This window comes from Agromyces terreus (assembly GCF_009749465.1).
In the GTDB taxonomy this organism is placed as follows: domain Bacteria; phylum Actinomycetota; class Actinomycetes; order Actinomycetales; family Microbacteriaceae; genus Agromyces; species Agromyces terreus.
Genome location: NZ_WBIS01000001.1, coordinates 180,007 through 206,919, shown reverse-complemented (window position 1 = coordinate 206,919; position 26,913 = coordinate 180,007). Strand labels below are relative to the sequence as shown.

Genomic DNA, 26,913 nt, shown 5'->3' with positions numbered 1-26,913 from the left:
CGGCTCAGCCCGCCTGGCGACGGCGCCGCAGCACGGCGTCGAGGTCGTCGAATCGCCGTTGCGGCGACCCGATCACGCCCATGCCGGCGTACGGGCTGAGGGGCTCGGAGGCGCCCGTCTGCTCGGGCTCGGCCGGCGCGGATGCCGCGGGCGCGATCGACGGCATGGGGGTCGCGATCTCCTCGATGCGCTTGGCGCGTTCCGCCTCCTGCGCGAGCCGCTGGAGTTCCGCCGCCGCCTCGATCGACGCCATCGCCGTGGCCGCGATCGTGCCGCGCGAGAGCGTGAGCGGCCGGGGCAGCGGCTGCGGCACCCATCCCTCGTGCACGGCCTCGGCCTCGTCGAGCTCGACGGGTTCGAAGGCCTCGGCGACGACGTCCTGCTCGGCTTGCACGACCGGTGCCGGCACGCGCCGGCGGGCGAGCACGACGAGGCCGCCGAACGCCACGAGCATCACGATGCCGCCGACGGAGGCGAAGACGACCGCCGCGACCGAGGCGGAGAACGCGAGCATGGCGCCGCCGACGATCGCGATCACGAGTCCGGCGAGGAACGTCAGCGAGCACCGCGCACGGCGCCGACGCAGCGCCGGCCGGCTCGTCTTCTGCGCGGCGGCGGGCCGCGGTTCGACGGCGTCGCGTCGCGATGCGCGCTCCGCCTCCGCCGCGACCTCGGCCGCGGCATCCGCATCGGCCTGCGCGTTGCGCCGCTCGGCGATCGCGAGCCGCTCGCTCGCCTGCGCGCTCAACCGCGCCGCGCGCTCGCGCTCGTGCAGCACACGCTGCTGGGACGCGACCTGCCTGGCGGTCACGTCGAGCACGACCGGCTCGGGCGTCTCGGCGGTCTCGGCGAGGATGCGCAGCGTCTGCTGGAGCCGCACCGCATTGCGCTCGGTCGCGAGGTACTGACGGCGTCGCAGCCAGACCGGCATGAGGTACGCGAGCCACAATGCCGCGGCCACCGCCACGAGCAGCCCCCCGCCGATCACGCTCATGCGACAACGCTAGGACACGCGGCCCGGAAGCGGCGCCGCGGGGCGGGCGTGTCAGCGATCGGACACCCGCAACGACTGCGCGGCGGCCGCCCGGTCCTCGGGGTGGACGCGCGCGGCGTCGGCCGGGGCGCGCCCGTCGCGCCAGCGGCGCAGCACTCCGCCGGGCACCTCCTCGGCGACGAGGGCGAACGCGAAGTGGTCGCACCAGGCGCCGTCGATGTGGATGAAGCGGCGTCGCAGCCCCTCGTAGCGGAAGCCGAGCTTCTCGACCACGCGCAGCGAGGGGCCGTTCTCGGGACGGATGCAGATCTCGACGCGGTGCAGGCGCAGGGTGCGGAAGCAGTAGTCGGTCGCGAGGGCGACGGCGGTGGGCGTGATGCCCCGGCCGGCCGCGCCCTGCGCGACCCAGTACCCGATCGAGGCCGACGACAGCGATCCGTGCGTGATCGACGAGACGTTCAGCTGCCCCACGATCTCGCCGTCGACCTCGAGGAGGAAGGGCAGGGCTGCGCCGTTCCGTGCGTGCGCGAGCAGGTTGCGGATGCTCGCCTTCGTGTCGATGGCGGTGCCGCCGCCGGGATAGGTCGCCTCCCAACGCCGCAGCCAGGCCCGGTTCTCGAGGAGCACCCGTTCGAGCTGCTTCGCGTCGCGTGCACGGATGGGGCGCACGATGAGGTCGCCGTCGCGAAGGGTCGGGATCCCGGCGGCGGACATGGTCAGTCGCGTCCGAGGCCGGCGACGTACTCGGCGAGCCAGGGCTTGAGCTCGGGCCCGAGGTCGTCTCGGTCGGCCGCCAGCTGGATGACGGCCTTGATGTAGTCGAGCTTGTCGCCCGTATCGTACCGACGGCCCCGGAAGATGACGCCGTAGACGCCTCCGGTGCCCTCGACGTCGGCCGCCATCTCCATGAGCGCGTCGGTGAGCTGGATCTCGCCGCCCTTGCCCGGCTGGGTGTGCTCGAGCACGTCGAACACGTCGGGCTTCAGGACGTAGCGCCCGATCACGGCGTAGTTCGAGGGCGCGTCTTCCTTCGCGGGCTTCTCGACGAGCCCGGTGATGCGCACCACGTCGTCTTCATCGGTGGCCTCGACGGCCGCCGCGCCGTAGAGGTGGATGCTGTCGGGGTCGACCTCGAGCAGTGCGACGATCGAGGCGTTGCGGGCGATCTGCTCCTCGAGCATGCGCGCAAGCAGCACGTCGCGGGCGTCGATGATGTCGTCGCCGAGCAGTACCGCGAACGGCTCGCGACCGACGTGCATCTTCGCGCGGAGCACCGCGTGGCCGAGACCGAGCGGGTCGCCCTGGCGCACGTAGTGCATGTCGGCGAGGTCGGTCGACTGGTTGACCTTCTCGAGCTTGGCGGTGTCGCCCTTCGCGACGAGGGTCGCCTCGAGCTCGGCGACGCGGTCGAAGTGGTTCTCGAGGGCGTTCTTGTTGCGGCCCGTGATCATGAGCACGTCGGTCAGGCCCGCCTCGACGGCCTCTTCGACGACGTACTGGATCGCCGGCTTGTCGACGACGGGGAGCATCTCCTTCGGCATCGCCTTCGTGGCGGGGAGGAATCGCGTGCCGAGGCCGGCCGCCGGGATCACAGCCTTCGTGATGCGTTCAGTCATGCGCATCAGCGTATCCGGCCGGGCGCCCCGGCGCAGACTCGGCGCCGCCTCGGCACCGCCTCCGCGCCACCGCGATCGCCATAGGATGAATCCCATGTCCGACGATCCGTCCGTCCAGAAGCGGATTCTGCGAGCCGAGCTCCGCGAACGTCGCCAGAACATGCCCAACCACGAGCGCCGCATCGCGACCGAGGGCTTCACCGCACGCCTGGAGGAGCTCGTCGGCTCGACCGGAGCGGCTTCCGTCTCCTGCTACCTCTCGATGCCGAGCGAGCCCGACACCCGTCCCTTCGTCGAGTGGGCCGAGGCCCGCGGCATCCGCGTGCTCTTCCCCGTGACCCGCGACGACGGGCTGCTCGACTGGACCGTCGGCGAGAGCGAGGACGAGATCCTCGGCCTCCACGGAACGCCCGAGGCGGTCGGCGAACTGCTCGGCCCGATGGCCATCAACGACGTCGACCTCATCCTCGTCCCGGCCGCCGCGATCGACGCGACGGGCATGCGCCTGGGCTGGGGGCGGGGCTATTTCGACAAGACCCTCGGTTCGATGGGAAAATGTCCTCCGGTGTACGCCGTGGTGTTCGACAACGAGTTCGTCGAAGAGGTTCCACGCGAGGTGCACGACCAGCCGGTGAACGGCGTCGTCACCCCGACGCGCATCCACGCGTTCTAGCAGCGATGCACCCCCGAACCGAAAGAGCTCCATGCCCACCTACTCCTACCGTTGCACCGTCTGCGACAACGCCTTCGACATCCACCAGGCCTTCACCGACGACACCCTCACGACGTGCGAGGCGTGCGGCGAACCGCTCCGCAAGCTCTTCAACACGATCGGCGTGACGTTCAACGGCTCGGGCTTCTACCGCACCGACTCGCGAAGCGGCGGCTCAGCCGGCGGTTCGTCGGCGTCGAAGGGGTCGTCGAACGGGTCGGGCGACGCCTCGAAGGGCTCGTCGAAGGGTTCCTCCGGCGGGTCCTCCTCCTCCGGCGGCTCGGCCGGTTCGTCTTCGGGCGGATCCGCGGCTAGCGTGGCATAGACCTGATCGACGAGACAGCAGGGGGCAAGGTGCTCAAGGGCTTCAAGGAGTTCATCCTCCGGGGCAACGTGATCGAACTGGCCGTCGCGGTCGTCATCGGCACGGCGTTCACGGCCGTGGTGACCTCGATCGTGAACAATCTGATCAACCCGCTGATCAGCGCGGTCTTCCGCGCCGACAGCCTCGACACGGCGCTGGTCCTCCAGATCCCCACGCTCGACGGCGGCACCTCCGACGTCAAGTTCGGCGCCGTGATCGGCGCGATCATCACGTTCCTCATCGTCGCCGCGGTCGTCTACTTCGTGTTCGTCCTTCCGATGAACACCATCAAGGAGCGCGCCGAGGCGAAGCGCAAGGCCGGCGTGCCCGATCCCGCCGCACCGGAGTCGGAGCTCACCCTCCTCTCCGAGATCCGCGACCTGCTCGCCGACCGCCCGACCGGCGAGGGCCACCAGCCCAAGCACTGAAACCGCGTCGGGCCGGCGTATCCGCTGCGCGAGGGCGCATCAGCCCCAGTGCGGCGGCTTCTCGCGTCGCAGGCGTTCGTCGTCGGGATGAGCGGATGCCGCGCGGCCGGCGTCCTCGTCGTCGGCGACCGGGTCGCGGGGGCGAACCGGTGCCTCCGGCGTCGGGTCGGTTCCGGGTGCCGGCGTCAGGCGGGCCCGCCGTGCACGGCCCTTCGCGCGCTCCACGTGCTGGCGTTCGCCGTTCATTCGGACGCGTCGGCGGGCAGCACGGGCGGCTTGCCGAGCAGCGTCGCGACGCGGTCGGCGACCGCCTCGGGGTTGCCGAACAACTCGAAGCTGTGCACGCGCAGGTAGTGCCAGCCGAGCCGGCGGAGCACGTCGGGACGGAGGCGGAGCGATTCGCGCAGGCTGAAGCCGGTGAGCACCTCGTCGGTCTCGACCACGACGGCCTTCCCGGCGTTGGCGGCGGCCAGCGCGAGACGGCCGCGGTGACCGGGAGCGACGCGGATGCCGCGGCGTTCGAGTCGGACCGCGAGGTCGTCGAGCATCGCCGATCCGCTCGTTCCCTCGGCGCGCTCGGCGGCGCGCTCCTCGGTCTGGCTGAGGATGCTCGCGAGCGCCAGCACGCCGTGCGACTGCCGGTCGGCATCGATGTCGTCGGGCCGGAACGCCGACACCAGGTCCATCGACCGCCGGGCGCGGGTCATGCCGACGGCCAGCAGGCGGTCGCCGCCCGGCTCGCCGAGCGAGCCGAAGTTCGAGAGCAGGCGGCCGTGCGGCGTGCGTCCGTAGCCGACCGAGAAGATGACCCGATCGCGACTCTGCGCGACCGACTGCTCGAGGGTGAGCACGGTGAACGGCTCGGCCCGGTCCTTGAGGATGAAGTCCGAGAGGTCCGTGCGCTTCGCGAACGCGGCGAGCACGGCCTGGTGCACGCGAGCCGCGTGCCGAGCACTCGCCGTGATGACCATGAGCGATTCGCGCGGCCGCTTCACGGCGTGCTCCATGACGAGTTCGACCACCTTGGCGACCTCGGAGTCGATCGACTCGACCGTGCCAGTGACCTGGTCGGGCAGGCCGTTGCCGCGCACGTAGTGCAGGCCGAGGCTGCCGTGCCCGAGGAAGCTGCCCGCCCACGGCAGCGACTCGATGCGTCCGCCGTAGAACCGGCGGTTCACGAGCTCGGCGAGGTCTTCGCCGCCCGCGCGATAGCTGCGGGTGAGCGTCATGGTCGGCAGGAGCTCGCCGAGACGCGCGAGCGCGGAGTCCGCGTGCAGCGCGTCGACACCGTCTGCGTCGATCTCGACCTCGGCCGCGTCGCCGATCACGTCGGGGTCGTCGAGGCCGGTGTCGAAGAGCGTGGGCGTCTGGGTGACGGGGTCGCCGAACGCCACGACCTGCCTGGCCCGCTTGATGGCGCCGAGGTTCTCGGCCATGGTGGTCGATCCTGCGTCGACGAGCACCACGGTGTCGAACGTGATCGACGGGTCGATGCGGGCGACGTCGTAGGGCGAGGAGAGCCAGACCGGTGCGAGGGCCCGGAAGAGGTGCGGGGTGTCGCGCTGCAGCGAACGGCCGTCGACCCGATCGCCGCGGAGCATGCGCTTCAGCAGCTCGGCCTCGTCGGGGTGGTCGACGAGCGCGACCTTCCAGCTCTCGCCGAGGTGCCATGCGAGCTGCGGGCCCGCTGACGACGCGTGCGCCTCGTCGACGAGCCGGAAATCGCCCTCGAGCCGGTCGAGCAGCGCGGTGTCGGCGCCGAGCAGCGCGGTGTCGGTGGCGAGCATCTGCTCGAGCACCGACTGCCACCAGGCCAGTTCGAGTTCGGAGGCCACGACCTGCTCGGGCACGTGACGCTTGGCGAGGTCGACGAGCAGCGGATCGAGGCCGAGCTCGCGCAGGCTCGCGAGCAGCGCGGTGCGCTCCTGCAGGTTGGCGAGCACCTCGGACTCCGCCGCGAGGCCGGTGAGCATCGTCGTGAGGTCGCGCACCGGGCGCGCGGCGAGGCGACGCGGCGTTCCGGCCAGCCCGAGCGGGGTGTCGAGCACGGCGAGATCGCCCTCGACCGAGCGGTAGGCGACATGGACGTCGTCGAGCCCGACCGGCACCGCCGGGATCGAGCCCGCCTCCGAGTAGCGCTGCCAGAGGGTGCGCTGCTGCTGGATGCCTCGGAGCGCCGCGTTCAGGTCGGTGACGTGCACGCCGGGGCGCACGTACTCGAGCGCATGGCGTCGCAGACGTCGCCGGTTCGCTCCGGACATGCCGGGCGAGTCGCGCCGGGGGGCCGTCGCCGAGATGAGCTCTCCGAGCGGTCGGTCGAAGACCGACGGCCGGAAGCGGTCGAGCGTCTCGCGCACGTCGAGCAGGAGCCGCAGGAACACGCCGAGCTCGGCCACCGACTCGAACGTGCGCAGGCGGGTCTGGGCGATGAGCGTGCGTCCGCGGTCGATGAGGCGGGGCACATCGGCCGTGCTGAGTCGCTTGGCCAGCTCGTGGGCCGTCGTCGCCTCCTCGGAGGACGTGAACGAGGCGCCGTACCAGGGCGAGTCCCCGGGGCCGTACTTGAACTCGCCGAGGGCGGCCGCTCTCACGAGATCGCGGGAGACCGCGTCGCGACCCTCGGCGAGGGCGGTGAGCGAGGCGGGAGAGAGCCGTGCGGTGGTCGCGGGGGCCTGCGGGCGGAGGGCGAGCCCGGCGAGCTCGCCGAGGGCCTCGAGCACCGAGACGTGCAGCGCGGGATCGCGCCGGGTGAGGGCGGAGCGGTAGTCGACGAGCGCCTTGCGCAGCCGCACGAGCGCGTCGTCGACGTCGGCTACCCTCGGCCGCTCGACCTTCTCGTTGCGTGAGATCGAGGCGATCAGGTCGCGCCGCAGGGCTGCGGTCGTCACGGCGGCGCCGCCGAGGCCGACCTGTCCGAGCCGGTGGGCGATGCCGTCGAGGCTGGCTCGTCGGGCGCCCACGACGAGCACCCGCTGGTCCTTCGCGACGAGCGAGCCGACGACGTTCACGATGGTCTGCGTGCCGCCCGTGCCGGGGAGCGTCTTCACGACGAGGGAGGTGCCCGCCTCGATCTCGGCGATCACGCGTTCCTGCTCGGGGTCGGCGTCGAGCAGCAGGGTGTCGGTCGAGGGCGGGCGCTCGTCCTGCGGCACCGGGCGGGCACGGCGTCCGGAGTCGGCGTAGCGCGCCTTGGCGCTCGGGTTGCCGGCGATGGCGTCGATGAGGGGATGCTCGAGGTTCGCGGCATCCGCGGCCATCGAGGGGCCGGCCTCGGCGAAGGAGGAGACCACGAGGCGCGGCGCGACCTGGAACCAGGGCAGATGGCTGGTGAGCCCCCGCAGGCGGTCGATGACCGGCTGCGGCTTGAAGACGCCGTTGGTGATCGCGAGCGCGACGAACGCGTCGGCGTCGAGCGTGATCTGGAACTGCTCGCGGAGTTCGCGGGCGAGCGCCGGGTTGAGGAAGGGCTGGCCCTTGAGCTTGAGCTCGAAGTCTCGCCCGTACCGACGGATCGCGAGGGGGCGCAGCAGCACGGGGGCCAGGAACTCCTCGCCCGCGTTGCGCCACGATGCGAGGCCGATCGCGAGGTGCACCGACTCGATGCCGCGGACGGAGCGGAGCTCGACGCCCTTCTGGGTGATCTCGGCGGCGGCGAGCTTCGCGTTGCGCAGCGCGAGCTCGTCGCGGATGAGGCTCGAGAGCAGGGTGGACCGACCGGTGATGAACTGCGGCAGCCCGCCCGGGTGGGTGGTCGAGAGCTCGATGCGGGTGCGGGGCGTGTCGACGAAGCGCACGAGCGGCGAGCGGCCGCCGACGCGCTCGAGTTCGCGCTGCCAGCGGTGCCAGGCGGGTTCGGCGACGTTGCCCGCGACGAGATCTGGATCGCCGAGGCTCAGGCTGTGCGGACTCGTGAGGTTCTGTGGCATGGCTTCCGGGGTGAGTGCGTCGACGGCGGCATCGGGCTCAGCGCCGAGGAGCACATCCTCTTCTTCGTTCCGATCGAGCCGCCGCACACGGACACGATAAGGCCCGAAGTGCCGTTTCGTGGGATGCAGCGCCGTCGGATGCCGGTTCCGATACCCCCGTGGGTACCGTGGTAGCGTCGACGCCTGCCCTGCGCTGCACCCGTTCCGCGCAGCGCATCGACCGAGAAGGAGCCGCCCGGCATGCAGGAGATCACCCCCGCGGAGCTCGCGGCCCTCGACGACGCGTTCATCCTCGACGTGCGCGAGCCGCACGAGCTCGAGCAGGCGCGCCTCGAGGGCGCGACGCACATCCCGCTCGGCGAACTCGTCGCGCGCATCGACGAGGTGCCCCGCGACACGACCGTCTACACGCTCTGCCACGTCGGCGGGCGCAGCGCGCAGGCGACCGTCTACCTGGAGAGCCTCGGCGTGGACGCCGTGAACGTGTCGGGCGGCATCCTCGAGTGGTACCGCCAGGGGCTGCCGATCACGCTCGGCGGCGCGGAGTGACCGGCGGCGCCTGAGGCCCGCCGGGCTCCCGGGCGCGGGCCGCTTCCCGCGGGCCGCTGCCCGCGGGCCGCTCCGCCCCGGGCCGCCGGCCGCGGCTCAGCCGGCGGTCTGCAGTTCGAGCCCGTGCGCGAGCGCCACGCCCTCGTTCGTGAGGCGACCGGCCGTGGCGTTCAACCCCTTCGCGAGCGCCGGGTCGGCGCCGAGGGCGGCCTCCCAGCCGAGGTCGGCGATGCGCACGGCATACGGCAGCGTCGCATTCGTGAGCGCCGGGGTCGACGTCGCGGGAACGGCGCCCGGCATGTTCGCCACGCAGTAGTAGATGGCGTCGTGCACGCGGAACGTCGGCTCGGCGTGGGTGGTCGGGCGCGAGCCCTCGAAGCATCCGCCCTGGTCGATGGCGATGTCGACGAGCACGGAGCCCGGCTTCATGCCCGCGACCATCTCATCGGTCACGACCTTCGGCGCCGCGGCGCCGGGCACGAGCACCGCCCCGACCACGAGGTCGGCGTCCTTCAGCTGCCGAGCGATCTCGTACGGCGAGGACGCGAGCGTCTTGATGCGGTGGTCGTATCGGGCGTCGAGCTCGCGGAGCTTCGGCAGCGAGATGTCGAACACGGTGACGTCGGCTCCGAGGCCGAGCGCGGTCGCGGCTGCCTGCTCGCCCGCGACGCCGCCGCCGATGACGACGACCTTCGCCGGAGAGGTGCCGGGAACGCCCGCGAGCAGCACGCCGCGGCCGCCCTTCGAGGCGAGCAGCTCGGCCGCGCCGACCTGGGGCGCGAGGCGGCCGGCGACCTCGCTCATGGGGGTGAGCAGGGGCAGCGACCGGTCGGCGAGCTGCACGGTCTCGTAGGCGATCGCGGTGACGCCCGAGTCGAGGATCGCCCGCGTGAGCGGCAAATCGGCCGCGAGGTGCAGGTAGGTGAAGAGGGTGAGGTCTTCGCGGAGGAACCCGTACTCGGCCTCGATCGGCTCCTTCACCTTGAGGACGAGCTCGGCCGACCACGCCTCGGCGGCGGTCGCGACGATCTCGGCGCCCGCGGTCGCGTACTCCTCGTCGGTGAATCCGGCGCCGATGCCGGCGCCGGCCTGGATGGCGACGCGGTGGCCGTGCTGCACGAGCGTGTGCACGCCGGCCGGCGTCATGGCGACGCGGAACTCGTTGTTCTTGATCTCAGCAGGTACGCCGATGTACATGGGGTGCTCCGAACGAAAGTTGGTGGGTCCCTCCATGGTCGACCTTTATTCGTTCGAGCGGAAGAAGCTCCGCACAGTATTCGGTAGAGTCGAGGCATCCGCTTCAATTGTTCGAAAGGATGCCCCGCCATGGCCGATGCGCCGCAGATCAGCGCGAAGGGCCCCGCCGTGCTCGACGACCTCGATCGGGCGATCATCGCCAGGCTGCACGACAACGCCCGCATCCCGAACATCGATCTCGCGCGGGCGGTCGGCATCTCGGCCTCCACCTGCCTCGCACGTGTCCGCTCGCTCCGCGAGCGCGGCGTCATCGTGCGCTACACGGCCGAGATCGACCCCGTCGCACTCGGATTCACGCTCCAGGCGCTCGTGAGCGTGCGCATCCGCCCCGGCGCTCGGCATCTCATGGAGCAGATCTCGACCGAGCTGCGTCGCGAGCCGGAGGTCGCCCAGCTGTTCTTCCTCGGCGGCACCGAGGACTTCCTCATCCACGTGCGCGTGCGCGACAGCGAGCATGTGCGGCAGTTCGTGCTCGAGAATCTCTCCGCGAACCCGGCCGTCGCGCTCACCGAGACCAATCTCGTGTTCGAGCACCACACCGCGCTCTCCGCGGGGCTCCGCGCGGTCATCTGAACGGCGGATGCCCCGGCCGACCGGCTCCCGGCCGACCGGCCACCTTCCGGCCGCCTCGTCAGCCCACGGGCAGGATCTGCGACAGGTCGAGCCCGTCGGGCGATTCCAGTTGCGCATACGTGCACGAGGCGGCATCCCGATCGGGGCGCCACCGCTTGAACTGCGCGGTGTGGCGGATGCGGTCGCCCTCCATCTGGCTGTACCCCACCTCGACCACGAGCTCGGGCCGCAGCGGCACGAACGAGAGGTTCTTGCCCGCCGACCAACGGCTCACCGCACCGGGCAGGCGCGACCCCGCGTGCGCCTCGGGGTCGGCCCATTCGCCCCATGGATGCCGCGACAGGTCGTTCTCGACGTAGGGCTCGAGCTCGGCGACGAGGCTCGCCCGCCGCGCCATCGGGAACGACGCCGCCACGCCCACGTGGTGCAGGCGGCCGTCGTCGTCGTACAGCCCGAGCAGCAGCGACCCCACGATGCCGCCCGTCTTGTGCCAGCGGAACCCGGCGACCACGCAGTCGGCCGTGCGCTCGTGCTTGACCTTGAACATCGTCCGCTTGTCGGGCAGGTAGGCGCCGTCGAGCGGCTTCGCGACGACCCCGTCGAGGCCGGCGCCCTCGAACCGGGTGAACCAGTCCTGCGCCTCGGCGAGGTCGGCCGTGGCCGGCGTGACGAAGACAGGGTCGGATGCCTCGGCGAGCGCCTCGACGAGGAGTGCCCGCCGTTCGCCGAACGGTCGCGGCATGAGGTCGTCGTCGCCGAGGGCGAGCAGGTCGAACGCGACGAACGACACCGGGGTCTGCTCGGCGAGGAGCTTCACGCGCGACGCGGCCGGGTGGATGCGCTGCTGCAGCGCGTCGAAGTCGAGCCGCCCGTCGCGCACGAGGATGATCTCGCCGTCGACCACGCACCGCTCGGGCAGGTTCGCCCGGAGCGCATCGACCAGTTCGGGGAAGTACCGGGTCATCGGCTTCTCGTTGCGGCTGCCGAGCTCGATCTCGTCTCCGTCGCGGAACACGATCGTGCGGAATCCGTCCCACTTCGGCTCGACGTGGCCGACATCGGGGATCGCCTTCACGGCCTTCGAGAGCATCGGCGCGATCGGCGGCATCACGGGCAGGTCCATCAGTCCATCATGGTGCCGCGGCGCGCCTGACACCATGGGCGCGCATCCGCAACCCCTGCGGCCGTCCAGCTTCGTGGCGTATGGTCGTTGACGGTCGACCCCGACGAAGTGGCGACCAGAACGAGGAACACACCATGCAAGCCCACTGCACCCCCGCAGTCCACCGCGCCGCGACGACGCTCGCAGCGACCGCCGCCTCCCCCGGCGCAAGGCCCGTCGCATCGCGTCGGAGGCCCGTCCGATGAGCTCCGTGATCGACCAGCCCTCACGCTCCCCCGGGCGTCGCCCGTCCAGGGGACTCCCGCCGATCGGCACCTGGTGGACCCTGCTCGACCGCGGTCTCCAGCGCGAGATCCTCGCCGACCCCGGCGCGCCGCTGCGCCCCTTCGTCGTGCGCCGCGTCTTCGAGATCTGCGGCTTCGACGTCGAGTCCGCCCCCACGGCCTCGCTGACCCTCGGCGCGAACGAGCGCGCCTACATCGCGGGCTGGTCGCACGCCGTCGACTGGACCTGAGCGAGCGCCGCCGATCGCGTGCTCCGTTGCCGCGGCTCGGCCCCGACCTCGACCGGTGCCCCTGGAGGGACTCGAACCCCCAACCTGCTCCTTAGGACGGAGTTGCTCTTCCATTGAGCTACAGAGGCTGACCGCAGCAGTCTACCCGTCCGCGATAGCCTGTCCGACGGCGCACCCCCGCGCGACGACGCGTCGCCGGCACGCCCCACGACGGAATGGAGCACCATGGGCGACGGCACGAGATTCTGGGTCGGCGCGTCGACGGTCGGCGCGCTCGGCTCGGCGGCCGGAGGCATCCGCCCGCTCGACATCGCGCCCGACGGCGCCTTCGAGCTCGGGGATCCGGTCGACGTCGGCGAGAACCCGATGTACCTCGCGGTCTCCCCCGCCGGGGTGCTCGGCGTCGTGCACGAACTGGCCGAGGGCCGTCTCTCGACGTGGTCGATCGACGGCGACGCACTCACGCCCGCGGCGCCCGCCGGCGCGACCGGGGCCGGCGACCCGTGCCACCTCGCCTTCGACGCCACGGGCGACTGGGCGTTCGCCGCGAACTACTCGGGCGCGCAGGTCTCCGCGCACCGGATGCGAACGGATGCCGCGACCGACGTCGTGCTCTCGGCGGCGTTCACCGGGTCGGGGCCCGATGCCTCGCGGCAGGAGTCCCCGCACCCGCACCAGGTCGTGCTCGACCGCGCCCGATCCCGTCTGCTGGTGCCCGACCTCGGATCCGATCGCATCCGCGTCATCGGCCTCGACGCGCTGCCCGATGCGCTCGGACGCGCGGCGGGCGACGCCGGCGACCTCGTCGTCCATGCCGGGGCAGGTCCGCGCCATCTCGTGATCGCGGGCGACCTCGCGGTCGTCGCGAACGAACTCGACCGCACGGCGAGCGTCTTCGACCTCGTGGACGGCAGCGAGGTCGCGTCGTTCCCCGTCGACGAGCGCGTCGCGTCGCGGGGCATGGGGCTCTCGGCGATCCGCCTCACGGCGGCGGGCACGGTGCTCGTCGGCGATCGCGACGCCGACGCCCTCGTCGCGCTGCGGCTCGACGTGGCGAGCCGCACCCTCGAACGGGTCGCCTCACTCCCGACCGGCGGCCGGCACCCGCGCGATCTACACGTCACGCACGACGAACGTCACGCGCTCGTGGCCGATCAGGCGTCGGACTCCATCGCCGTGATCTCGCTCGACGCCGGAGTGCCGACCGCGGTGGTCGCGACGATCTCGACGCCGGCTCCCGCGTGCCTGGCCCGCATGCCCTGATCCGCGCCGATGCGGGCGGAGCGAGCGCCTCAGTTGTAGCCGAGGACCACGATGGCGGAGGTCGACGGCGAGAGTTCGTCGACGAAGACGATCTCCTCGACTCGCCGCTCGTCGGACGTTCTCGTCTCGAGGACGAACGTCTCAAAGGGCTGCGTCATCGCGGTCACCTGCCTCTGCGTGGGGAATGGCCTCCAACGCTACGGGAGGCCCGCCGACGGGGCATTGGCCGCCGTGTCCAATTTCGGGCGAGGTTTTCGCCACATCGTGAACAGTCGCGCGGCGCGGCCCGCCGCGCTCAGGCCGGCGGGTACAGGTACAGCGCGTCCCCCGCGCCGATCGTGCGCCGATGATACGAGTGGTCGGAGTTCTGGTTGTACTCCTCGATGTTCACGCTGCCGTCGGAGTTGATGGACTGCACGTAGGCGACGTGGTTGTACGGGAACCAGGCGACGGCGCCGACCACGGGCACGTCGCTCGTCGGCCAGCCGTGCGAGACCCATTCGTCGGCCCACGCGTAGGCACTGCCGGAGGCGAGGTTCGACCAGTCCCACTTCCAGGGGGCGCTCGTCACGCCCGCATCCCGATTCAGCCGCCAGGCGACGAAGTCGACGCACTCTCGGTAGTAATACCGGAGCGGCGAGAGCCCTCCGCCGTAGTCGTCGGGGATCTGATCCCACCACGGGTAGTCGTCGCCCTCGGCCTTGACGGTGTAGATCGCGTACGCGCCCGAGCCGCGCGAGGCGAGTTCGGCAGCCCAGGCCGCCTGCGCCTGCTCTTCGGCGGTGCGGGCCGCCTCCTCGATCTCGGCCTTGGTCGTGACGGAGTACGCGTCGGTCGACAGCGGTGCACCGGACGCCTGCGCCGAGACGTCGAGCGCCTGCGCCTCGGCGACGGCGAAGCTGAACGCTCCCGAGGCTTGGAACAGCTCGCCGGACGGCATCAGGGCGTATGCGGGCATCGCGACCGTGCCCACGATGGCCGGCACGACGAGCACCGTGGCGACGACGCGGAGCGGGCCGACACGGCGGACGGTGGCCGAGGGCCGCGGCGCGCGCGCCGTCGACTCGGCGGCATCGGTTCGCTGCGCGGCGGGAGTCGCGGCCGCCGCCTTCGCCCGACGCGAGGGCCAGCCCTCGGAGCGCTTGCCCGCGCGCGGCCGTTCAGCGGGTGCGGTACGTCGGGATCGCGCGGACTCGGCCGCTCGCAGCTCCGAGCGCGTCGGCTGCTCGGCGTTCTCGCCCTCGTGCAATAGTCGATCCTCCGGACACCGGTCGAGGCCGCGTTCGGGCCGTGATCGGGTGACGTGCGTCGTCGCATCGGCCGGTTCGTCCGGCGACTGGATCCACCATAGGGCAACCGCGCAGCGAAGTCACTCCGGGCTCACGCCACGTTCGCGAGATACTCGTCCCACTGCGGCGATGGGCGTTCGAAGCCGCGCACGACCCAGCTGCGCCCGTGCGGCATCCGTGGGGTGAATCGCAGTTCCCACCCCATCTCGGCCGGCGTGTGGTCGCTCTTCTGGTTGTTGCACCGCAGGCAGCACGCGACGAGGTTTTCCCAGGTGTCGCGGCCGCCCCGCGAGCGCGGCAGGACGTGATCGATCGTCGCCGCCGAACGCCCGCAGTACGCGCACCGGTGCTCGTCGCGCCGCAGCACGCCGCGTCGGCTCACGGGCACGGCATGCACGCGGGGGGTCCGGACGTACCGGGTGAGCACGATGACGCTCGGCCGTTGCCACGATCCGCTCGCGGCGCAGACCGGATTGCCCTCGTCGTGCTGGATCACGGTGGCCTTCTGGTTCATGACCAGCAGGAGCGCCCGCTTGAAGGAGACGACGGCGAGGGGTTCGTAGCCCGCGTTCAGCACCAGAGTGCGCATGGAGTGCCTTTCGATCGGGGCTGGATGGCTTCCAGCCGCGTGAACGGATCGACGCTCCGGCGACCGCGAGGTCGCGTGGGGCCGTGGGAGGGGCGGATGCCGCGGGCCGACCTCGAACCGCCCCGAGAACGCAGAACGGGCACCGTCATGAAGACAGTGCCCGTCGAATGCTCGGCTCGGCTGGTGATCGGCTGACTGCTGCGCCGTTGGTGGAACGCTCGCCGTTGGCGGAATTGCGCGCGCGCATCCGTGGAATGGATGCTGCGCGTGCGAACCATCGGCGTCCCCTCGCCCGGATCTCGGATCGTCAGGGCTACAGGTTACGGCATGAACGACACGCCGAGGCATCCCGGCGTGTCGTTCATCGGCGACGTCACCCGATGTTCACCTCAGATGCCGATGCGCACGATGTAGTAGTCGCTCGTCCAGATGGGCTGCACGCGCACCGAAGCGCCTTCGTACGGTGCGTGCAGGATCATGCCGTTGCCGGCGTAGAAGCCGTCGTGCCCGTCCATGATGACGAGGTCGCCGGGCTGCGCGTCGGCTTCGGAGATGCGAGTTCCCATCGCACCCTGTCCGGCGGACGAGTGGGGCATGCCGATGCCGAACTGGGCGAACACGTACATGACGAAGCCGGAGCAGTCGAAGCCGGCGGGCGTGGCGCCGCCGTAGACGTAGGGGGTGCCGATGTACTGCGTCGCGACGTTGTAGACGCTGCCGAGGTCGTAGCTCGGGTAGGCCGGGTTCGCCAGGAAGTCGCCGGCCGAAGGGCCGTCGTACGACGCGGCGTAGGAGGCCATCTCGGCCTCGGCGGCGACGCGCGCGGCCTCGGCGGCCTCCGCCTGGCGCTTCGCCTCGGCCGCGGCCTCGATCTCGGCGGCGGTGACCGCCTCGAAGCCGTCCTTCGTGACGGGCGCGGCGATCACGTCGTCGGCGACCTCGACGGACTGCGCCTGCGCCTTCGTGAGCTCGGTCTCGGCGCTGGTGCCGAACTGCGGCAGGTTGCTGCCCGGGGCGAAGGCGTAGGCCGGGATCGCGAGCGTGCCGACGATGCCGACCGCGAGGGTCATGACCGCGACGTTCGCGACCGCGCCGCGACGCAACGGTCGCGTCGAGGCGAGGGGCTTCGCGGCGGCCGTGTCGACCGACGGGGTCACCGCACGGTCGCGGGACTTGCGGGCGACCGCCTTCTTGGTGTTCCTCTTGAGCTGGGCGTTGGGACGACGGGGGGTGAATCGAGCCAAATCGGGTTCCTCCACCGCCCCACGGAAACCTGCTCCGTCCCACCTGGTGCGCTCGAGGCGCGTCTTCGTCCTGGGCCGGGCGGTGGGTGCTGAGAGGCGATCCCGGTCCTGGTCCGGCGACCGGCTTCGTGCCGTCGGACTCGACCGAGGATACGCGAGGGTCGGCCGAATGTCACATTCTGATCACGGTCCGTCGGGATTGCTTGCGCGATGACCCCTGAATGGGGGACAGATCCGCGCCGGCCCGAACTTCGGAACCGGGGCCATCAGGCCAAGGTCCTCGAGGCCCCGAATCGGCTACACGCCGATGAAGATGTGGCCCGCGACATCCGTCGGCAGCTCGAGGCCGCCCTCGACGCCGTCGACCTCGACGAGCACGTACCCGCCGTTGCGGGCGAACCGCGCGGCGGCACCCGGGAGGATGCCCGCCTGCTTGAGCTGCAGGAGCAGCTCGGGGTCGAACTGCACGGGTTCGCCGAGGCGGCGCACGACGCCGCGCACCTCGGCCTCGTTCTCGCGCTCGGCGAGGGCGTCGGTGACCCGGACCACGCCGGTCATGAACGGAGCCGCCGGCTCGAGGCCCAGCTCGTCGAGCCCGGGGATCGGGTTGCCGTACGGGGAATGCGTGGGCTCCCCGAGGATCTCGACGAGGCGCCGCTCGACCTGCTCGCTCATGACATGCTCCCAGCGGCATGCCTCGTCGTGGACGAACTCCCACTCGAGGCCGATGACGTCGGCGAGCAGACGCTCGGCGAGGCGGTGCTTGCGCATGACGTGCACGGCCTTGCTGCGGCCCTCGGGCGTGAGCTCGAGGTGACGGTCTCCGGACACCACCACGAGGCCGTCGCGCTCCATGCGCGCGACCGTCTGCGAGACCGTCGGGCCCGAGTGGCCGAGACGCTCCGAGATCCTGGCGCGGAGGGGCACGATGTGCTCCTCTTCGAGGTCGAGGATCGTGCGAAGGTACATCTCCGTGGTGTCGATGAGATCCGTCATCAGCAAAGCCCTCCCTGTCGCAGCCCGTCATCAAGCCTAGCCCGATGCGCGGCCTCGGTAGACTCACGTGCATGCCGAGCCTCGTGATCCCCAGCGACCTCCTGCCCGCCGACGGACGATTCGGCTGCGGCCCGTCCAAAGTCCGCCCCGAGCAACTCGCCCACCTCGCGGCAGAGGGTCCGGCGCTGCTCGGCACGAGCCACCGGCAGGCGCCCGTCAAGAACCTCGTCGGTCGCGTGCGCAACGGCCTCTCCGACCTCTTCGCACTGCCCGACGGCTACGAGGTCGTGCTGGGCAACGGCGGCTCCACCGCGTTCTGGGATGCCGCGGCATCCGGCCTCATCGAACGTCGCGCGCAGCTCTGCTCCTTCGGCGAGTTCGGCCAGAAGTTCGCGGGCGCGGCATCGGCGCCCTGGCTCGAGGCGCCCGACGTGCGCAAGGCCGCCCCCGGCACCCGCTCGAACCCCGAGGCGGTCGCCGGCGTCGACGTCTACGCGTGGCCGCACAACGAGACCTCGACGGGCGTCATGGCGCCGGTGCGGCGGGTCGCGGGCGACGAGGGCGCGCTCACGGTCGTCGACGCGACGAGCGCGGCGGGCGGCGTGGCGGTGGACCCCACCCAGTTCGACGTCTACTACTTCGCGCCCCAGAAGAACTTCGCGTCCGACGGCGGCGTCTGGTTCGCGCTGTTCTCCCCCGCCGCGATCGAGCGCGTCGAGCGCATCGCGGCATCCGACCGGTACATCCCCGAGTTCCTCTCGCTCAAGAACGCGGTCGACAACTCGCGCCTGAACCAGACGCTGAACACGCCCGCCCTCGCGACCCTGCTCCTGCTCGAGAACCAGCTCGACTGGATGAACGCCTCGGGCGGCCTCGACTGGGCCGACGCCCGCACGCGCGAGTCCTCCTCGGTGCTCTACGACTGGGCCGAGCGCACCTCGGTCGCGACGCCCTTCGTCGCCGACCCGGCCGACCGCTCGCAGGTGGTCGTCACCGTCGACTTCGACGACACGACCGACGCGGCGAAGATCGCCGCCGTGCTGCGCGAGAACGGCATCGTCGACACCGAGCCGTACCGCAAGCTCGGCCGCAACCAGCTGCGCGTCGCGACGTTCACGGCGATCGAGCCCGACGACGTCCGCGCGCTCACCGCCTCGATCGACTACGTACTCGAGCAGATCGGCTGACGCGCATGCGGCTCTGGCTCCCCGAGTCGGAGCGCCGTCCGGATCCGGCGCCCGCCCGCGCCGACGCGCGCAAGGCGGTGCTCGCCGGAACCGCCCTGTGGGGCCTCGCGCTCGTCGCCTGCGTCGTCGCGCGCGCGACGATCGGCGACGCCTCGCTCGACCCGCTCGTGTGGACCTGCGCGATCGGCACCGCGATCGGCGTGGTCGCGCTGGCCGCGGTGCAGGTGATCAGGCGGAGGGCGTCGGCCGCTGACCCGACGCATCGGCGCACGACCGGTCAGACCTCGCGCTGACCCGGGTCAGTCGTCGCGGTCGTCGTCGACGTCGAGGTCGTCGTGCGCGTCGTCGTCGGCGTCGACATCGACATCGACATCGACATCGAGGTCGTCGTGGTCCCCGTCGAGCCCGTCGTCGTCGTGATCCTCATCGTTTTCGTCGTCGACTTCGACGTCGTGATCGTCATCGTCGTGATCGTCATCGTCGTGGTCGTCAGCGTCATTGTCGAACGCGTCGTCGGCGACGATCTCGAGCTCTTCGGAGGCGTCGTCGAGGTCGTCGCCCTCGCCGTGGCCGTCGGCGGCCTCGCGCGCGGCCGCGGCCGCGGCCGCCTGCGCCGCACGGTAGTCGGCGAGCCGTTCGGACCACGGGATCCACGCGGGGGCGAGCAGCGCCCGTTCCCCGGGCAGCAGCTGCGTCTCGACGATCGTCGGCTCGGCGTCCTCGACGCGCACGAGCGTGACGCTCCAGTGCCACCCCGGATAGCCGGCGAGGTCGGAGGCGAAATGCAGGGTGAGCACATGCTCGTCTTCGACCACGTGGCCGAGGACCGACCCGACGGTCTCGGGCGCGGTCGTCTCGAGCAGGGCCCGGCGCGCGAGGTCGACCGACGCGAGCAGCACGGGGTCGGGCTCATGGGCTGCGGGCGCGTCGGCGACCTCGGTCGCCTCAGCACCGTCCGTCGCGTCAGCACCTTCCGTCGGGTCCGCGGCCTCGGTCGCGTCCGCGGCCTCCGTCACGTCGGCGTCGAGCGTCTCGACGGGCGCCGACGCCTCGACGTCGGTCGGGGCATCCGCTCGGATCTCGGAATCGGGAAGCTCAGGCATCCAGGTCGTCAGCCACCTTGCGCAGCACGGCCGCGACCGTGCGGGCCTTCGACTTCTCGGGGTAACGGCCCCGGCGGAGGTCGGCCCCGATGCCGTCGAGCACCTTCACGACGTCTTCGACGATGATCGCCATGTCGTCGGCGGGCTTGCGGTTGAGCTTGGTGAGGCTGACGGGCGCGTCGAGCACCCGCACCGAAAGCGCCTGAGCGCCGCGCTTGCCCTCGGCCACGCCGAACTCGAGGCGAGAGCCCGCACGCACGGTCGCGCCGGCGGGAAGAGCGGAAGCGTGGAGGAAGACCTCCTGGCCGTCATCTGAGCTGATGAAGCCGAACCCCTTCTCCTCGTCGTAGAACTTGACCTTGCCGGTGGGCATCGTGTGAACCTCGCTCATGTCGGAGGCGCGCCGAATGCGCGCGCCCTGCAACGACCAGTCTAGAGTCCCGGCCCCCCGCGAGACGCCGCTGCCGTATCCTTGAGGAGTGAGTGAACCCCGGCAGGCCGACAGTCAGCGTCTCGAACGCATCCTCGCGTACATGTTCACCGCGATGGTGCTGCTGTCCGTCGCCGCGTTCATCGCCGTGATGGTCGGCACCATGGCGGGTGCGGCCGAGAACGACGGCTTCAGCCAGGGCCTCTGGCCCGTCGTCATCATGCTGCCGTGGTTCGCGCTTCCGCTGGGCTTCCTGCTGCTCATCTCCCTGCTCATCGTGCACGCGGTGAAGCGCGCCCGATCCACGCGCCCTCGAACGAACTGATCGGAGACGATGCTCGAACTCGCCGCGCGACTCCGCGCGCTGCCCCGACCAGACCTCGCGGCCGCGCTGCAGACGCGCGAGTTCGACACGACCGGCATCCGAGACCTGTTCGATCTCGCCGAGGTGCTCCTCGCGCCCGACTCGCTCGACCACGCCATCTCCCGCCTCGACCGCCCGCGCCTCGCGACGCTCGCGGCGGCCGCCGAGCTGACCACCGCCGACCATTCCGACACCACCGTCGACGCGATCGCCGTCGAGCTCGGCCGGCTCGGGGCATCCGCTGACCTGACCGCCGCGGTGCCCGAACTCGTCGGCCGGCTGGCCGAGATCCTGCTGCTCGTCCTCGACGGCGAGCGCGTCCACCTGCCGGGCGCGGTGTCGAGCCGCCTCGCGGTGCGCATCGGCCGCGACGTCCCGGATGCCGCGGAGCTGGCCGCGCCCGCCCCGCCCGTGCTCGTCGGGGTCGACGAGGTCGATCGCACGATCCTCGACCGCCGTGCGTCCGAGACGGCGTACGCCACCGTCGCCGCCACCGCCGAGCTTCTCGCGGCCCTCGGCGTGCAGCCCGCGCGGGAGCTCGCGAAGGGCGGCCTCACGCTGCCCGATTCGAAGCGGCTCGCCGAGGTGTGCGGCATCGACCTCGAGGCGCTCCCGCGGCTCTTCCACCGCGCCGACGAGGCCGGACTCGTGCTGCGCGACGGTGCATACTGGCTCGAGTCCGACGTCGGGGCGGCGTGGACCCAGTGCAATGCCGCCGATCGGTGGCAGCGTCTCGCCGAGCAGTGGCTCAGCCGCATCCCGCCGATGCTCCGCGAGCTCGTCGCGCGTCGCAGCGAGACCCTCTCGTCGACCGACCTCCGCGACGACGTGCGGTGGCTGTACCCCGCGGGCGGCCGCTGGCTCGACGACGGGCTCGACCGCCTCGTCGACGACGCCGAGGCGCTCGGCCTCGCCGTGGCGGGCGAACCGGTCGAATCGGGGCGGCTCGTGCTCGCCGGCGAGGTCGAACGCGCCGCCGCCATCCTCTCGGCCCACTTCCCCGCCGAGGTGTCGAGGGTCTACCTGCAGCACGACCTCACCGTCGTCGCCCCCGGCCCCCTCGAGCCGGCGCTCGACGCCCGGCTCCGGGGCTTCGCCGAGGTCGAGGCCCGCGACCTCGCCTCGACGTATCGCGTCAGCGCGGCATCCGTGAACCGCGGCCTCGCCGCCGGCGAATCGGCCGAGACGATCCTCGAGTTCCTGCTCGAGATCTCCCTGACGGGCATCCCGCAGCCGGTGGCGTACCTCGTCGAGGAGGCGTCCAAGCGGTTCGGCAGCGTGCGCGTGGCATCCGCCGACGACGCCGAATTTCCGGCCCGCACCGTCGTGCGCTCCGACGACGAGCAGCTCGTGCGCACCCTCGCGGTCGATCAGGCGCTCAGCGCCATCGGGCTGCGACAGGTCGGCCCGCACCGCCTGCTCTCGCGCTTCGCACCCGACGTCGTCTTCTGGGCACTCTCCGACGCGAGGTACCCCGCCGCCGCCGAGGACCGCGAGGGCGCCATCCTCCGGCTCCGCCGCCACCACCTCGCGCAGTCCCCCCCGGCGCCGCCCGCGACCGACCCCCTGGGCGCGCTGCTCGACCGGGTGCTCGTCGTGGCCGACGACGACGCCACCGAGGTCGCCTGGCTCGCGCGACAGCTCGAGGCCGCAGCGCGCGCGAAGGAGACCCTGACCGTCACCGTGCGCATGCCGGGCGGCACCACGGCCGACTACCTGCTCGCACCCGCGAGCGTGGCGAACGGGCGGCTCAGGGCGCGCGACCGCAAGGCCGACATCGAGCGCACGCTGCCGCTCTCCGCGATCGCCGCGGTCGTGCCCGCACCGTCGAACGTCTGAGGTCGATCCCGCCCCGAGCGGCCGCCCTCACATGATCCGGGCGTAGACTCGACGGTTATGTCAGACGGCCCCCTCATCGTGCAGAGCGACCGCACCGTGCTCCTCGAGGTCGCGCACCCCCTGGCGGAGGACGCGCGGCACGACCTCGCGATCTTCGCAGAACTCGAACGCGCACCCGAGCACGTGCACACCTACCGCATCACGCGCCTCGGGCTCTGGAACGCCAGAGCCGCGGGCCACACCGCCGAAGACATGCTCGGCACGCTCGAGAAGTACGCCAAGTTCCCGGTGCCGCAGACCGTGTCCGTCGACATGCGCGAGACCGTCGCGCGATACGGGCGGCTCGTTGTCGATCGCACCGACGACGGCGCACTCCGCCTGAGGTCCGACGACCTCGCCGTGCTCACCGAGGTCGCCGGTGCGAAGCGCATCGCCCCCCTGCTGCTCGAGCGCATCGACGAATCCGGCTTCCTCGTCGACGCCTGGGCGCGCGGCGCGCTGAAGCAAGAACTCGTCAAGCTCGGCTGGCCGGCCGAGGACCTCGCCGGGTACACGCCGGGCACGCCGCATCCGATCGCGCTCGACGAGTCGGGCTGGCAGCTTCGCAGCTACCAGCAGAAGGCGGTCGACAACTTCTTCGACGGCGGCTCGGGCGTCGTCGTGCTCCCCTGCGGCGCGGGCAAGACCCTCGTCGGCGCAGGGGCGATGGCCACCGCGAAGACGACCACGCTCATCCTCGTCACGAACACCGTGTCGGCACGCCAGTGGCGCGACGAACTGCTGAAGCGCACCTCGCTCACGTCCGAGGAGATCGGCGAGTACTCGGGCCAGACGAAAGAGGTCAAGCCCGTCACCATCGCGACCTACCAGATCCTCACCGCGAAGCGGAAGGGGGAGTACGCCCACCTCGCCCTCCTCGACGCCCTCGACTGGGGACTCGTGGTCTACGACGAGGTGCACCTGCTGCCCGCGCCCGTGTTCAAGCTCACCGCCGAGCTCCAGGCCCGCCGCCGTCTCGGCCTCACGGCGACGCTCGTGCGCGAAGACGGTCGCGAGGGCGACGTGTTCAGCCTCATCGGCCCCAAGCGGTTCGACGCCCCCTGGAAGGAGATCGAGGCGCAGGGCTTCATCTCCCCCGCGGCCTGCTACGAGGTGCGCATCGACCTGCCCGCCTCCGAGCGGCTCGCGTACGCGGCATCCGCCGACGACGAGCGCTACCGGCTCGCCGCCACCGCGCCCGCGAAGCTCGACGTCGTCCGAGAGCTCGTCGAGAAGCATCGCGGCGAGCGCATCCTGGTCATCGGCCAGTACCTCGACCAGATCGACGAGCTCGCCGAGGCGCTCGACGCCCCGCAGCTGACGGGCGCGACGCCCGTCGACGAGCGCGAGCGCCTCTTCCAGGAGTTCCGCGACGGCACCACGCAGGTGCTCGTCGTGTCGAAGGTCGCGAACTTCTCGGTCGACCTGCCCGAGGCGACGGTCGCCATCCAGGTGTCCGGATCCTACGGCTCGCGGCAGGAGGAGGCCCAGCGTCTCGGCCGGCTGCTGCGCCCCAAGGAGTCCGGCCTCACCGCGAACTTCTACACGCTCGTCTCGCGCGACACGGTCGACCAGGACTTCGCGCAGAACCGGCAGCGGTTCCTCGCCGAGCAGGGCTACAGCTACACGATCCTCGACGCGCACTCGCTCGAGGCCGCCTGACCGGTCGCCGACAGGTCTCGATCACGCCGGACCCGCCGGGCTCAGTCGCGCGCGTAGCGCAGCAGCACGAGATCGCCCGCGGGCATCGCGTGCACCAGTCGCATCGGACGTGCGCGCTCCTGGGCGCCCTGCGAGATGCGGCGTCCGGCGCCGCCGACGAGGGTCGGCGAGAGGCTCAGGCACACCTCGTCGACGAGTCCCGCGTCGAGGAGGCTGCCGAACAGGTGGGGACCGCCTTCGCAGAGCACCTGGGCGAGGCCCTGGTCGGCGAGCATGGCCAGCATGCGGGCGGGGTCGACCTCCTCCTGGCCGCACACGTGCACCTCGGCGACCTCGGCGAGCGCGTTCCGCTTCTCTTGTGGAGCGGCGGCGTGGGTCACGACGATCGGCCGCACGACCGACTCGGCGAACAACGGATGCCGCGGATCGAGGTCGAGCCGAGAGGATACGACGGCGATCTTGGGCTGTTCGCCGAGGCCCTCGGAGCGCCGCCATGCGGCATCGGCCTCGTCGACGGCGAGTCCTCCGTAGCCCTCGGCGCGCACCGTTCCCGCTCCGACGAGCACGACGTCGGCCATCGCACGCAGGACCTGCATGGTCAGCCGGTCGCTCGCATCGCCGAGTCCGCCGCTGCGGCCGTCGAGCGTGGCCGACCCGTCGATGCTCGCGACGAAGTTCATGCGGACGCGCGGCACCGATCGGTCGCGGAGGGCGTAGGCCTCGAAGAGCGTCGCGCGTTCGACGGCGGCTCGGTCGCTCATCGGTTGTGCTCCAGGAAGGCGGGCTGCCGCCAGCCCTCGATCGCTCCGACCATGCGCATCGCGTCGACGGTCTCGCGAACGTTGTGCACCCGCACGATGCGCGCGCCCCGCATCACCGCGTAGACCGCGGCGGCGATGGACCCCTCGACGCGTTCGCCGCGATCACGGCCCAGGCTCTCGCCGATGAAGTCCTTGTTGGAGAGCGCGACGAGCGTGGGATACCCGATGGCCACGATCTCGTCGAGGCGGCGCGTCAGCTCGAGCGAATCGAGCGTGTGCTTGTTGAGGTCGTGCCCGGGGTCGACGATGATGCGGTCGGACCGCACGCCGGCCGCCTCGGCACGCGCCACGCGCTCTCGCAGGAACGCCGCCACCTCGCCAACGACGTCGTCGTAACGCGGCGAGGGGTACGGCGTGCGCGGCGGCGCCAGGCTGTGGGTGACGACGACGGCGGCCCCGGTCTCGACGAGCACCGCGATCATGTCGGGATCGCTGAGCCCGGTGGTGTCGTTCACGACGTGGGCGCCCGCCGCGATCGCCGCCCGTGCGACCTCGGCGTGGAACGTGTCGACCGAGATCACCGCACCCGACCCGGCGAGGGCGGCGACGACCGGGACGACGCGATCGATCTCCTCGGCGACGGGGATCGGCGGACCCGGCGCGAACTTCGCCCCGCCGATGTCGACCCAATCGGCACCGTCGACGATCGCCCGTTCGGCCGCGGCGACCGCTGCGTCGAGGGCGTCGGTGCGCCCGCGATCGTAGAACGAGTCGGGCGTGCGGTTGACGATGGCCATCACGGCCGCCTCGCGGCCGAAGTCGAACGTGCGGGCACCGAGGCGCATGAGGCCGTCGCTCATACGGGGATCAGGCTCTCGAGCGGCACGGCCGGGTCTCGGAGCATCTCGGGATCGACGGTCGCCCCGGTGCGGATCAGGGTCTGCACCGTCTCGTTCACGTCCCAGACGTTCACGTTCATGCCCGCGACCACCCGGTGGTCGCGCACCCAGAACGCCAGGAACTCGCGCCCCGCCACATCGCCTCGGAACACCACGCTCGCGTCTGCCGCGAGCGGCCCGTAGCCCGAGTACTCCATGCCGAGGTCGTACTGGTCGGTGAAGAAGTAGGGGATCTCGTCGTACACGAGGTCGGCCCCGGCGAGGACGCGGCCGACCGCCCGGCCCTGGTTCTCGGCGTTCGCCCAGTGCTCGACGCGCAGGTGTCGCTCGAGCACGGGATGCCGCACGTTCGCCACGTCGCCCGCGGCGAACACGTCGGGCGCGCTCGTGCGGAACCCGGAGTCCGTCACGATGCCGTCGTCGATCGTCAGACCCGCGGATGCCGCGAGCTCGGTGTTCGGCACGGCACCGATGCCCACGACGACGAGGTCGGCGTCGAGCTCTTCTCCGGTGCCGAGGATCACGCCGTCGACCCGGCGCCGCCCCCGGACGGCGGTCACCGCGGCGCCCATGCGGAGCACGACCCCGTGCTGCTCGTGCAGCCGTGCGAACACGGCGCCGACCTCGGGCCCGACGGCCGAAGCCAGCGGTACCTCGCCCGGCGCGACGACCGTCACCTCGTTGCCGTACCCGCGCGCCGCCGCCGCGACCTCGAGCCCGATCCATCCGGCGCCCATGAGCACCACCCGGCGCCCGCCGTCCTTCAGCGCCGTGCGCAACCGGGTCGAATCGGGCAGCGTGCGCAGCGTGTGCACGCCCGTGAGCTCCGCGCCCGGTCCGGTGAAGCGACGCGGCCGTGCACCGGTGGCGAGCAGCAGACGGTCGTACGCCACGGCATCGGCGCCGATCGTCACGGCGTGGGCCGCGACGTCGAGGGCCGTCGCCGCGGCATCCGTTCGGAGCTCGACCTCATGCTCGCGGTACCACCGCTTCGTCAACGGGATCGTGCTCGCCGGGTCGTCGGTGCCGAGCAGGTAGCCCTTCGAGAGCGGAGGCCGCTCGTAGGGCGGTCGCCCCTCCGCGGTGGCGACGAGCACCTCGCCGTCGAAGCCCTCCGCCCGGAGCTGCTCGACCGCACGCGCCGCGGTCAGCCCCCCGCCGATGATCACGATGCGCTCAGCCACTGCCATGC

29 protein-coding genes and 1 tRNA gene are annotated in these 26,913 nt (G+C 71.7%); 12 read left to right on the top strand and 18 right to left on the bottom strand.

What is annotated here, in order from left to right:
• Positions 1-4 precede the first annotated feature (4 nt).
• Genes GQQ92_RS00915 through galU form a run of 3 tightly spaced genes read right to left on the bottom strand, consistent with a single transcriptional unit; the run spans position 5 to position 2,610 of the window.
• Positions 5-994 carry a hypothetical protein gene (locus GQQ92_RS00915; RefSeq protein WP_156997366.1) on the bottom strand — a complete coding sequence of 330 codons (990 nt, stop codon included), beginning with the start codon at positions 992-994 and terminating at the stop codon, positions 5-7.
• A gap of 51 nt (positions 995-1,045) precedes the next feature.
• A complete protein-coding gene (locus GQQ92_RS00910; RefSeq protein WP_156997365.1) occupies positions 1,046-1,708 on the bottom strand; it encodes a GNAT family N-acetyltransferase in 663 nt (220 codons plus the stop codon).
• Positions 1,709-1,710: 2 nt separating this feature from the next.
• The gene (gene galU / locus GQQ92_RS00905) at positions 1,711-2,610 is read right to left on the bottom strand and encodes a UTP--glucose-1-phosphate uridylyltransferase GalU (RefSeq protein WP_156997364.1); all 900 of its coding nucleotides are present in this window, start codon (positions 2,608-2,610) and stop codon (positions 1,711-1,713) included.
• 94 nt (positions 2,611-2,704) lie between these two features.
• On the opposite strand from galU, the gene GQQ92_RS00900 reads away from it, so the two are divergent.
• Genes GQQ92_RS00900 through mscL form a run of 3 tightly spaced genes read left to right on the top strand, consistent with a single transcriptional unit; the run spans position 2,705 to position 4,114 of the window.
• Positions 2,705-3,283 (top strand): 5-formyltetrahydrofolate cyclo-ligase, encoded by a 579-nt coding sequence (locus tag GQQ92_RS00900; RefSeq protein ID WP_156997363.1) that lies wholly within the window; start codon positions 2,705-2,707, stop codon positions 3,281-3,283.
• A gap of 31 nt (positions 3,284-3,314) precedes the next feature.
• Positions 3,315-3,647: an FmdB family zinc ribbon protein gene (locus tag GQQ92_RS00895; protein WP_156997362.1), complete on the top strand. Its 333-nt coding sequence runs from the start codon at positions 3,315-3,317 to the stop codon at positions 3,645-3,647.
• A gap of 29 nt (positions 3,648-3,676) precedes the next feature.
• Complete coding sequence (mscL, locus tag GQQ92_RS00890) at positions 3,677-4,114, top strand: large conductance mechanosensitive channel protein MscL (RefSeq protein WP_156997361.1); 438 nt, start codon at positions 3,677-3,679, stop codon at positions 4,112-4,114.
• Between the two features lie 39 nt (positions 4,115-4,153).
• On the opposite strand, the gene GQQ92_RS00885 is transcribed toward mscL, so the two are convergent.
• A complete protein-coding gene (locus GQQ92_RS00885; RefSeq protein WP_156997360.1) occupies positions 4,154-4,360 on the bottom strand; it encodes a hypothetical protein in 207 nt (68 codons plus the stop codon).
• Entirely contained in the window at positions 4,357-8,040 is a 3,684-nt protein-coding gene (locus GQQ92_RS00880; RefSeq protein WP_197738018.1) for an AAA family ATPase, read from the bottom strand. Before GQQ92_RS00880 ends, GQQ92_RS00885 begins: the two co-directional genes overlap by 4 nt.
• A gap of 240 nt (positions 8,041-8,280) precedes the next feature.
• On the opposite strand from GQQ92_RS00880, the gene GQQ92_RS00875 reads away from it, so the two are divergent.
• A complete protein-coding gene (locus tag GQQ92_RS00875; RefSeq protein WP_156997359.1) occupies positions 8,281-8,589 on the top strand; it encodes a rhodanese-like domain-containing protein in 309 nt (102 codons plus the stop codon).
• A gap of 96 nt (positions 8,590-8,685) precedes the next feature.
• On the opposite strand, the gene ald is transcribed toward GQQ92_RS00875, so the two are convergent.
• A complete protein-coding gene (gene ald, locus GQQ92_RS00870; protein WP_156997358.1) occupies positions 8,686-9,786 on the bottom strand; it encodes an alanine dehydrogenase in 1,101 nt (366 codons plus the stop codon).
• A gap of 129 nt (positions 9,787-9,915) precedes the next feature.
• On the opposite strand from ald, the gene GQQ92_RS00865 reads away from it, so the two are divergent.
• A complete protein-coding gene (locus tag GQQ92_RS00865; protein ID WP_156997357.1) occupies positions 9,916-10,419 on the top strand; it encodes an Lrp/AsnC family transcriptional regulator in 504 nt (167 codons plus the stop codon).
• 58 nt (positions 10,420-10,477) lie between these two features.
• Here the strand turns inward: GQQ92_RS00865 and GQQ92_RS00860 are convergent, their stop codons facing one another.
• A complete protein-coding gene (locus GQQ92_RS00860; RefSeq protein ID WP_156997356.1) occupies positions 10,478-11,542 on the bottom strand; it encodes an ATP-dependent DNA ligase in 1,065 nt (354 codons plus the stop codon).
• Positions 11,543-11,783: 241 nt separating this feature from the next.
• Here GQQ92_RS00860 and GQQ92_RS00855 point away from each other — a divergent pair, with 241 nt between their 5' ends.
• Positions 11,784-12,056, top strand: a complete 273-nt coding sequence (locus tag GQQ92_RS00855; RefSeq protein ID WP_156997355.1) for a hypothetical protein — start codon at positions 11,784-11,786, stop codon at positions 12,054-12,056.
• Between the two features lie 56 nt (positions 12,057-12,112).
• On the opposite strand, the gene GQQ92_RS00850 is transcribed toward GQQ92_RS00855, so the two are convergent.
• Positions 12,113-12,184: transfer RNA gene (locus GQQ92_RS00850), tRNA-Arg, on the bottom strand.
• A gap of 97 nt (positions 12,185-12,281) precedes the next feature.
• On the opposite strand from GQQ92_RS00850, the gene GQQ92_RS00845 reads away from it, so the two are divergent.
• Entirely contained in the window at positions 12,282-13,319 is a 1,038-nt protein-coding gene (locus GQQ92_RS00845; RefSeq protein ID WP_156997354.1) for a lactonase family protein, read from the top strand.
• Positions 13,320-13,348: 29 nt separating this feature from the next.
• On the opposite strand, the gene GQQ92_RS16905 is transcribed toward GQQ92_RS00845, so the two are convergent.
• From GQQ92_RS16905 to GQQ92_RS00825, 5 genes are all read right to left on the bottom strand, one after another.
• Entirely contained in the window at positions 13,349-13,477 is a 129-nt protein-coding gene (locus GQQ92_RS16905) for a hypothetical protein (protein WP_269149144.1), read from the bottom strand.
• 137 nt (positions 13,478-13,614) lie between these two features.
• A complete protein-coding gene (locus GQQ92_RS00840; protein ID WP_156997353.1) occupies positions 13,615-14,568 on the bottom strand; it encodes a CHAP domain-containing protein in 954 nt (317 codons plus the stop codon).
• 131 nt (positions 14,569-14,699) lie between these two features.
• Positions 14,700-15,197, bottom strand: a complete 498-nt coding sequence (locus GQQ92_RS00835) for an HNH endonuclease (protein WP_156997352.1) — start codon at positions 15,195-15,197, stop codon at positions 14,700-14,702.
• 389 nt (positions 15,198-15,586) lie between these two features.
• Positions 15,587-16,441 carry a C40 family peptidase gene (locus tag GQQ92_RS16450; RefSeq protein ID WP_232057420.1) on the bottom strand — a complete coding sequence of 285 codons (855 nt, stop codon included), beginning with the start codon at positions 16,439-16,441 and terminating at the stop codon, positions 15,587-15,589.
• A 297-nt stretch (positions 16,442-16,738) separates the two neighbouring features.
• Positions 16,739-17,437 carry a metal-dependent transcriptional regulator gene (locus GQQ92_RS00825; RefSeq protein WP_156997351.1) on the bottom strand — a complete coding sequence of 233 codons (699 nt, stop codon included), beginning with the start codon at positions 17,435-17,437 and terminating at the stop codon, positions 16,739-16,741.
• Between the two features lie 71 nt (positions 17,438-17,508).
• On the opposite strand from GQQ92_RS00825, the gene serC reads away from it, so the two are divergent.
• Together serC and GQQ92_RS00815 are read left to right on the top strand one after the other, a co-directional pair.
• On the top strand, positions 17,509-18,624 hold the full coding sequence (gene serC / locus GQQ92_RS00820) for a phosphoserine transaminase (RefSeq protein ID WP_156997350.1): 1,116 nt from the start codon (positions 17,509-17,511) through the stop codon (positions 18,622-18,624).
• A 5-nt stretch (positions 18,625-18,629) separates the two neighbouring features.
• The gene (locus tag GQQ92_RS00815) at positions 18,630-18,917 is read left to right on the top strand and encodes a DUF2530 domain-containing protein (RefSeq protein WP_156997349.1); all 288 of its coding nucleotides are present in this window, start codon (positions 18,630-18,632) and stop codon (positions 18,915-18,917) included.
• 6 nt (positions 18,918-18,923) lie between these two features.
• Here GQQ92_RS00815 and GQQ92_RS00810 read toward each other — a convergent pair whose 3' ends face one another.
• Positions 18,924-19,727: a DUF3027 domain-containing protein gene (locus GQQ92_RS00810; protein WP_197738017.1), complete on the bottom strand. Its 804-nt coding sequence runs from the start codon at positions 19,725-19,727 to the stop codon at positions 18,924-18,926.
• Positions 19,720-20,100 carry a cold-shock protein gene (locus GQQ92_RS00805; protein ID WP_156997348.1) on the bottom strand — a complete coding sequence of 127 codons (381 nt, stop codon included), beginning with the start codon at positions 20,098-20,100 and terminating at the stop codon, positions 19,720-19,722. Before GQQ92_RS00805 ends, GQQ92_RS00810 begins: the two co-directional genes overlap by 8 nt.
• 106 nt (positions 20,101-20,206) lie before the next feature.
• On the opposite strand from GQQ92_RS00805, the gene GQQ92_RS00800 reads away from it, so the two are divergent.
• Genes GQQ92_RS00800 through GQQ92_RS00790 form a run of 3 tightly spaced genes read left to right on the top strand, consistent with a single transcriptional unit; the run spans position 20,207 to position 24,061 of the window.
• Positions 20,207-20,482, top strand: coding sequence for a multidrug ABC transporter ATPase (locus GQQ92_RS00800; RefSeq protein ID WP_156997347.1), 276 nt, complete (start codon positions 20,207-20,209; stop codon positions 20,480-20,482).
• A 9-nt stretch (positions 20,483-20,491) separates the two neighbouring features.
• A complete protein-coding gene (locus tag GQQ92_RS00795; protein WP_156997346.1) occupies positions 20,492-22,360 on the top strand; it encodes a helicase-associated domain-containing protein in 1,869 nt (622 codons plus the stop codon).
• A gap of 57 nt (positions 22,361-22,417) precedes the next feature.
• Entirely contained in the window at positions 22,418-24,061 is a 1,644-nt protein-coding gene (locus tag GQQ92_RS00790) for a DNA repair helicase XPB (RefSeq protein ID WP_156997345.1), read from the top strand.
• A 41-nt stretch (positions 24,062-24,102) separates the two neighbouring features.
• On the opposite strand, the gene GQQ92_RS00785 is transcribed toward GQQ92_RS00790, so the two are convergent.
• Genes GQQ92_RS00785 through GQQ92_RS00775 form a run of 3 tightly spaced genes read right to left on the bottom strand, consistent with a single transcriptional unit; the run spans position 24,103 to position 26,911 of the window.
• A complete protein-coding gene (locus tag GQQ92_RS00785; RefSeq protein WP_156997344.1) occupies positions 24,103-24,822 on the bottom strand; it encodes a pyrimidine reductase family protein in 720 nt (239 codons plus the stop codon).
• The gene (folP, locus tag GQQ92_RS00780) at positions 24,819-25,682 is read right to left on the bottom strand and encodes a dihydropteroate synthase (RefSeq protein ID WP_156997343.1); all 864 of its coding nucleotides are present in this window, start codon (positions 25,680-25,682) and stop codon (positions 24,819-24,821) included. The genes GQQ92_RS00785 and folP overlap by 4 nt, the downstream gene beginning before the upstream one ends.
• Entirely contained in the window at positions 25,679-26,911 is a 1,233-nt protein-coding gene (locus tag GQQ92_RS00775) for an NAD(P)/FAD-dependent oxidoreductase (RefSeq protein WP_156997342.1), read from the bottom strand. The genes folP and GQQ92_RS00775 overlap by 4 nt, the downstream gene beginning before the upstream one ends.
• Between the last annotated feature and the right edge of the window lie 2 nt (positions 26,912-26,913).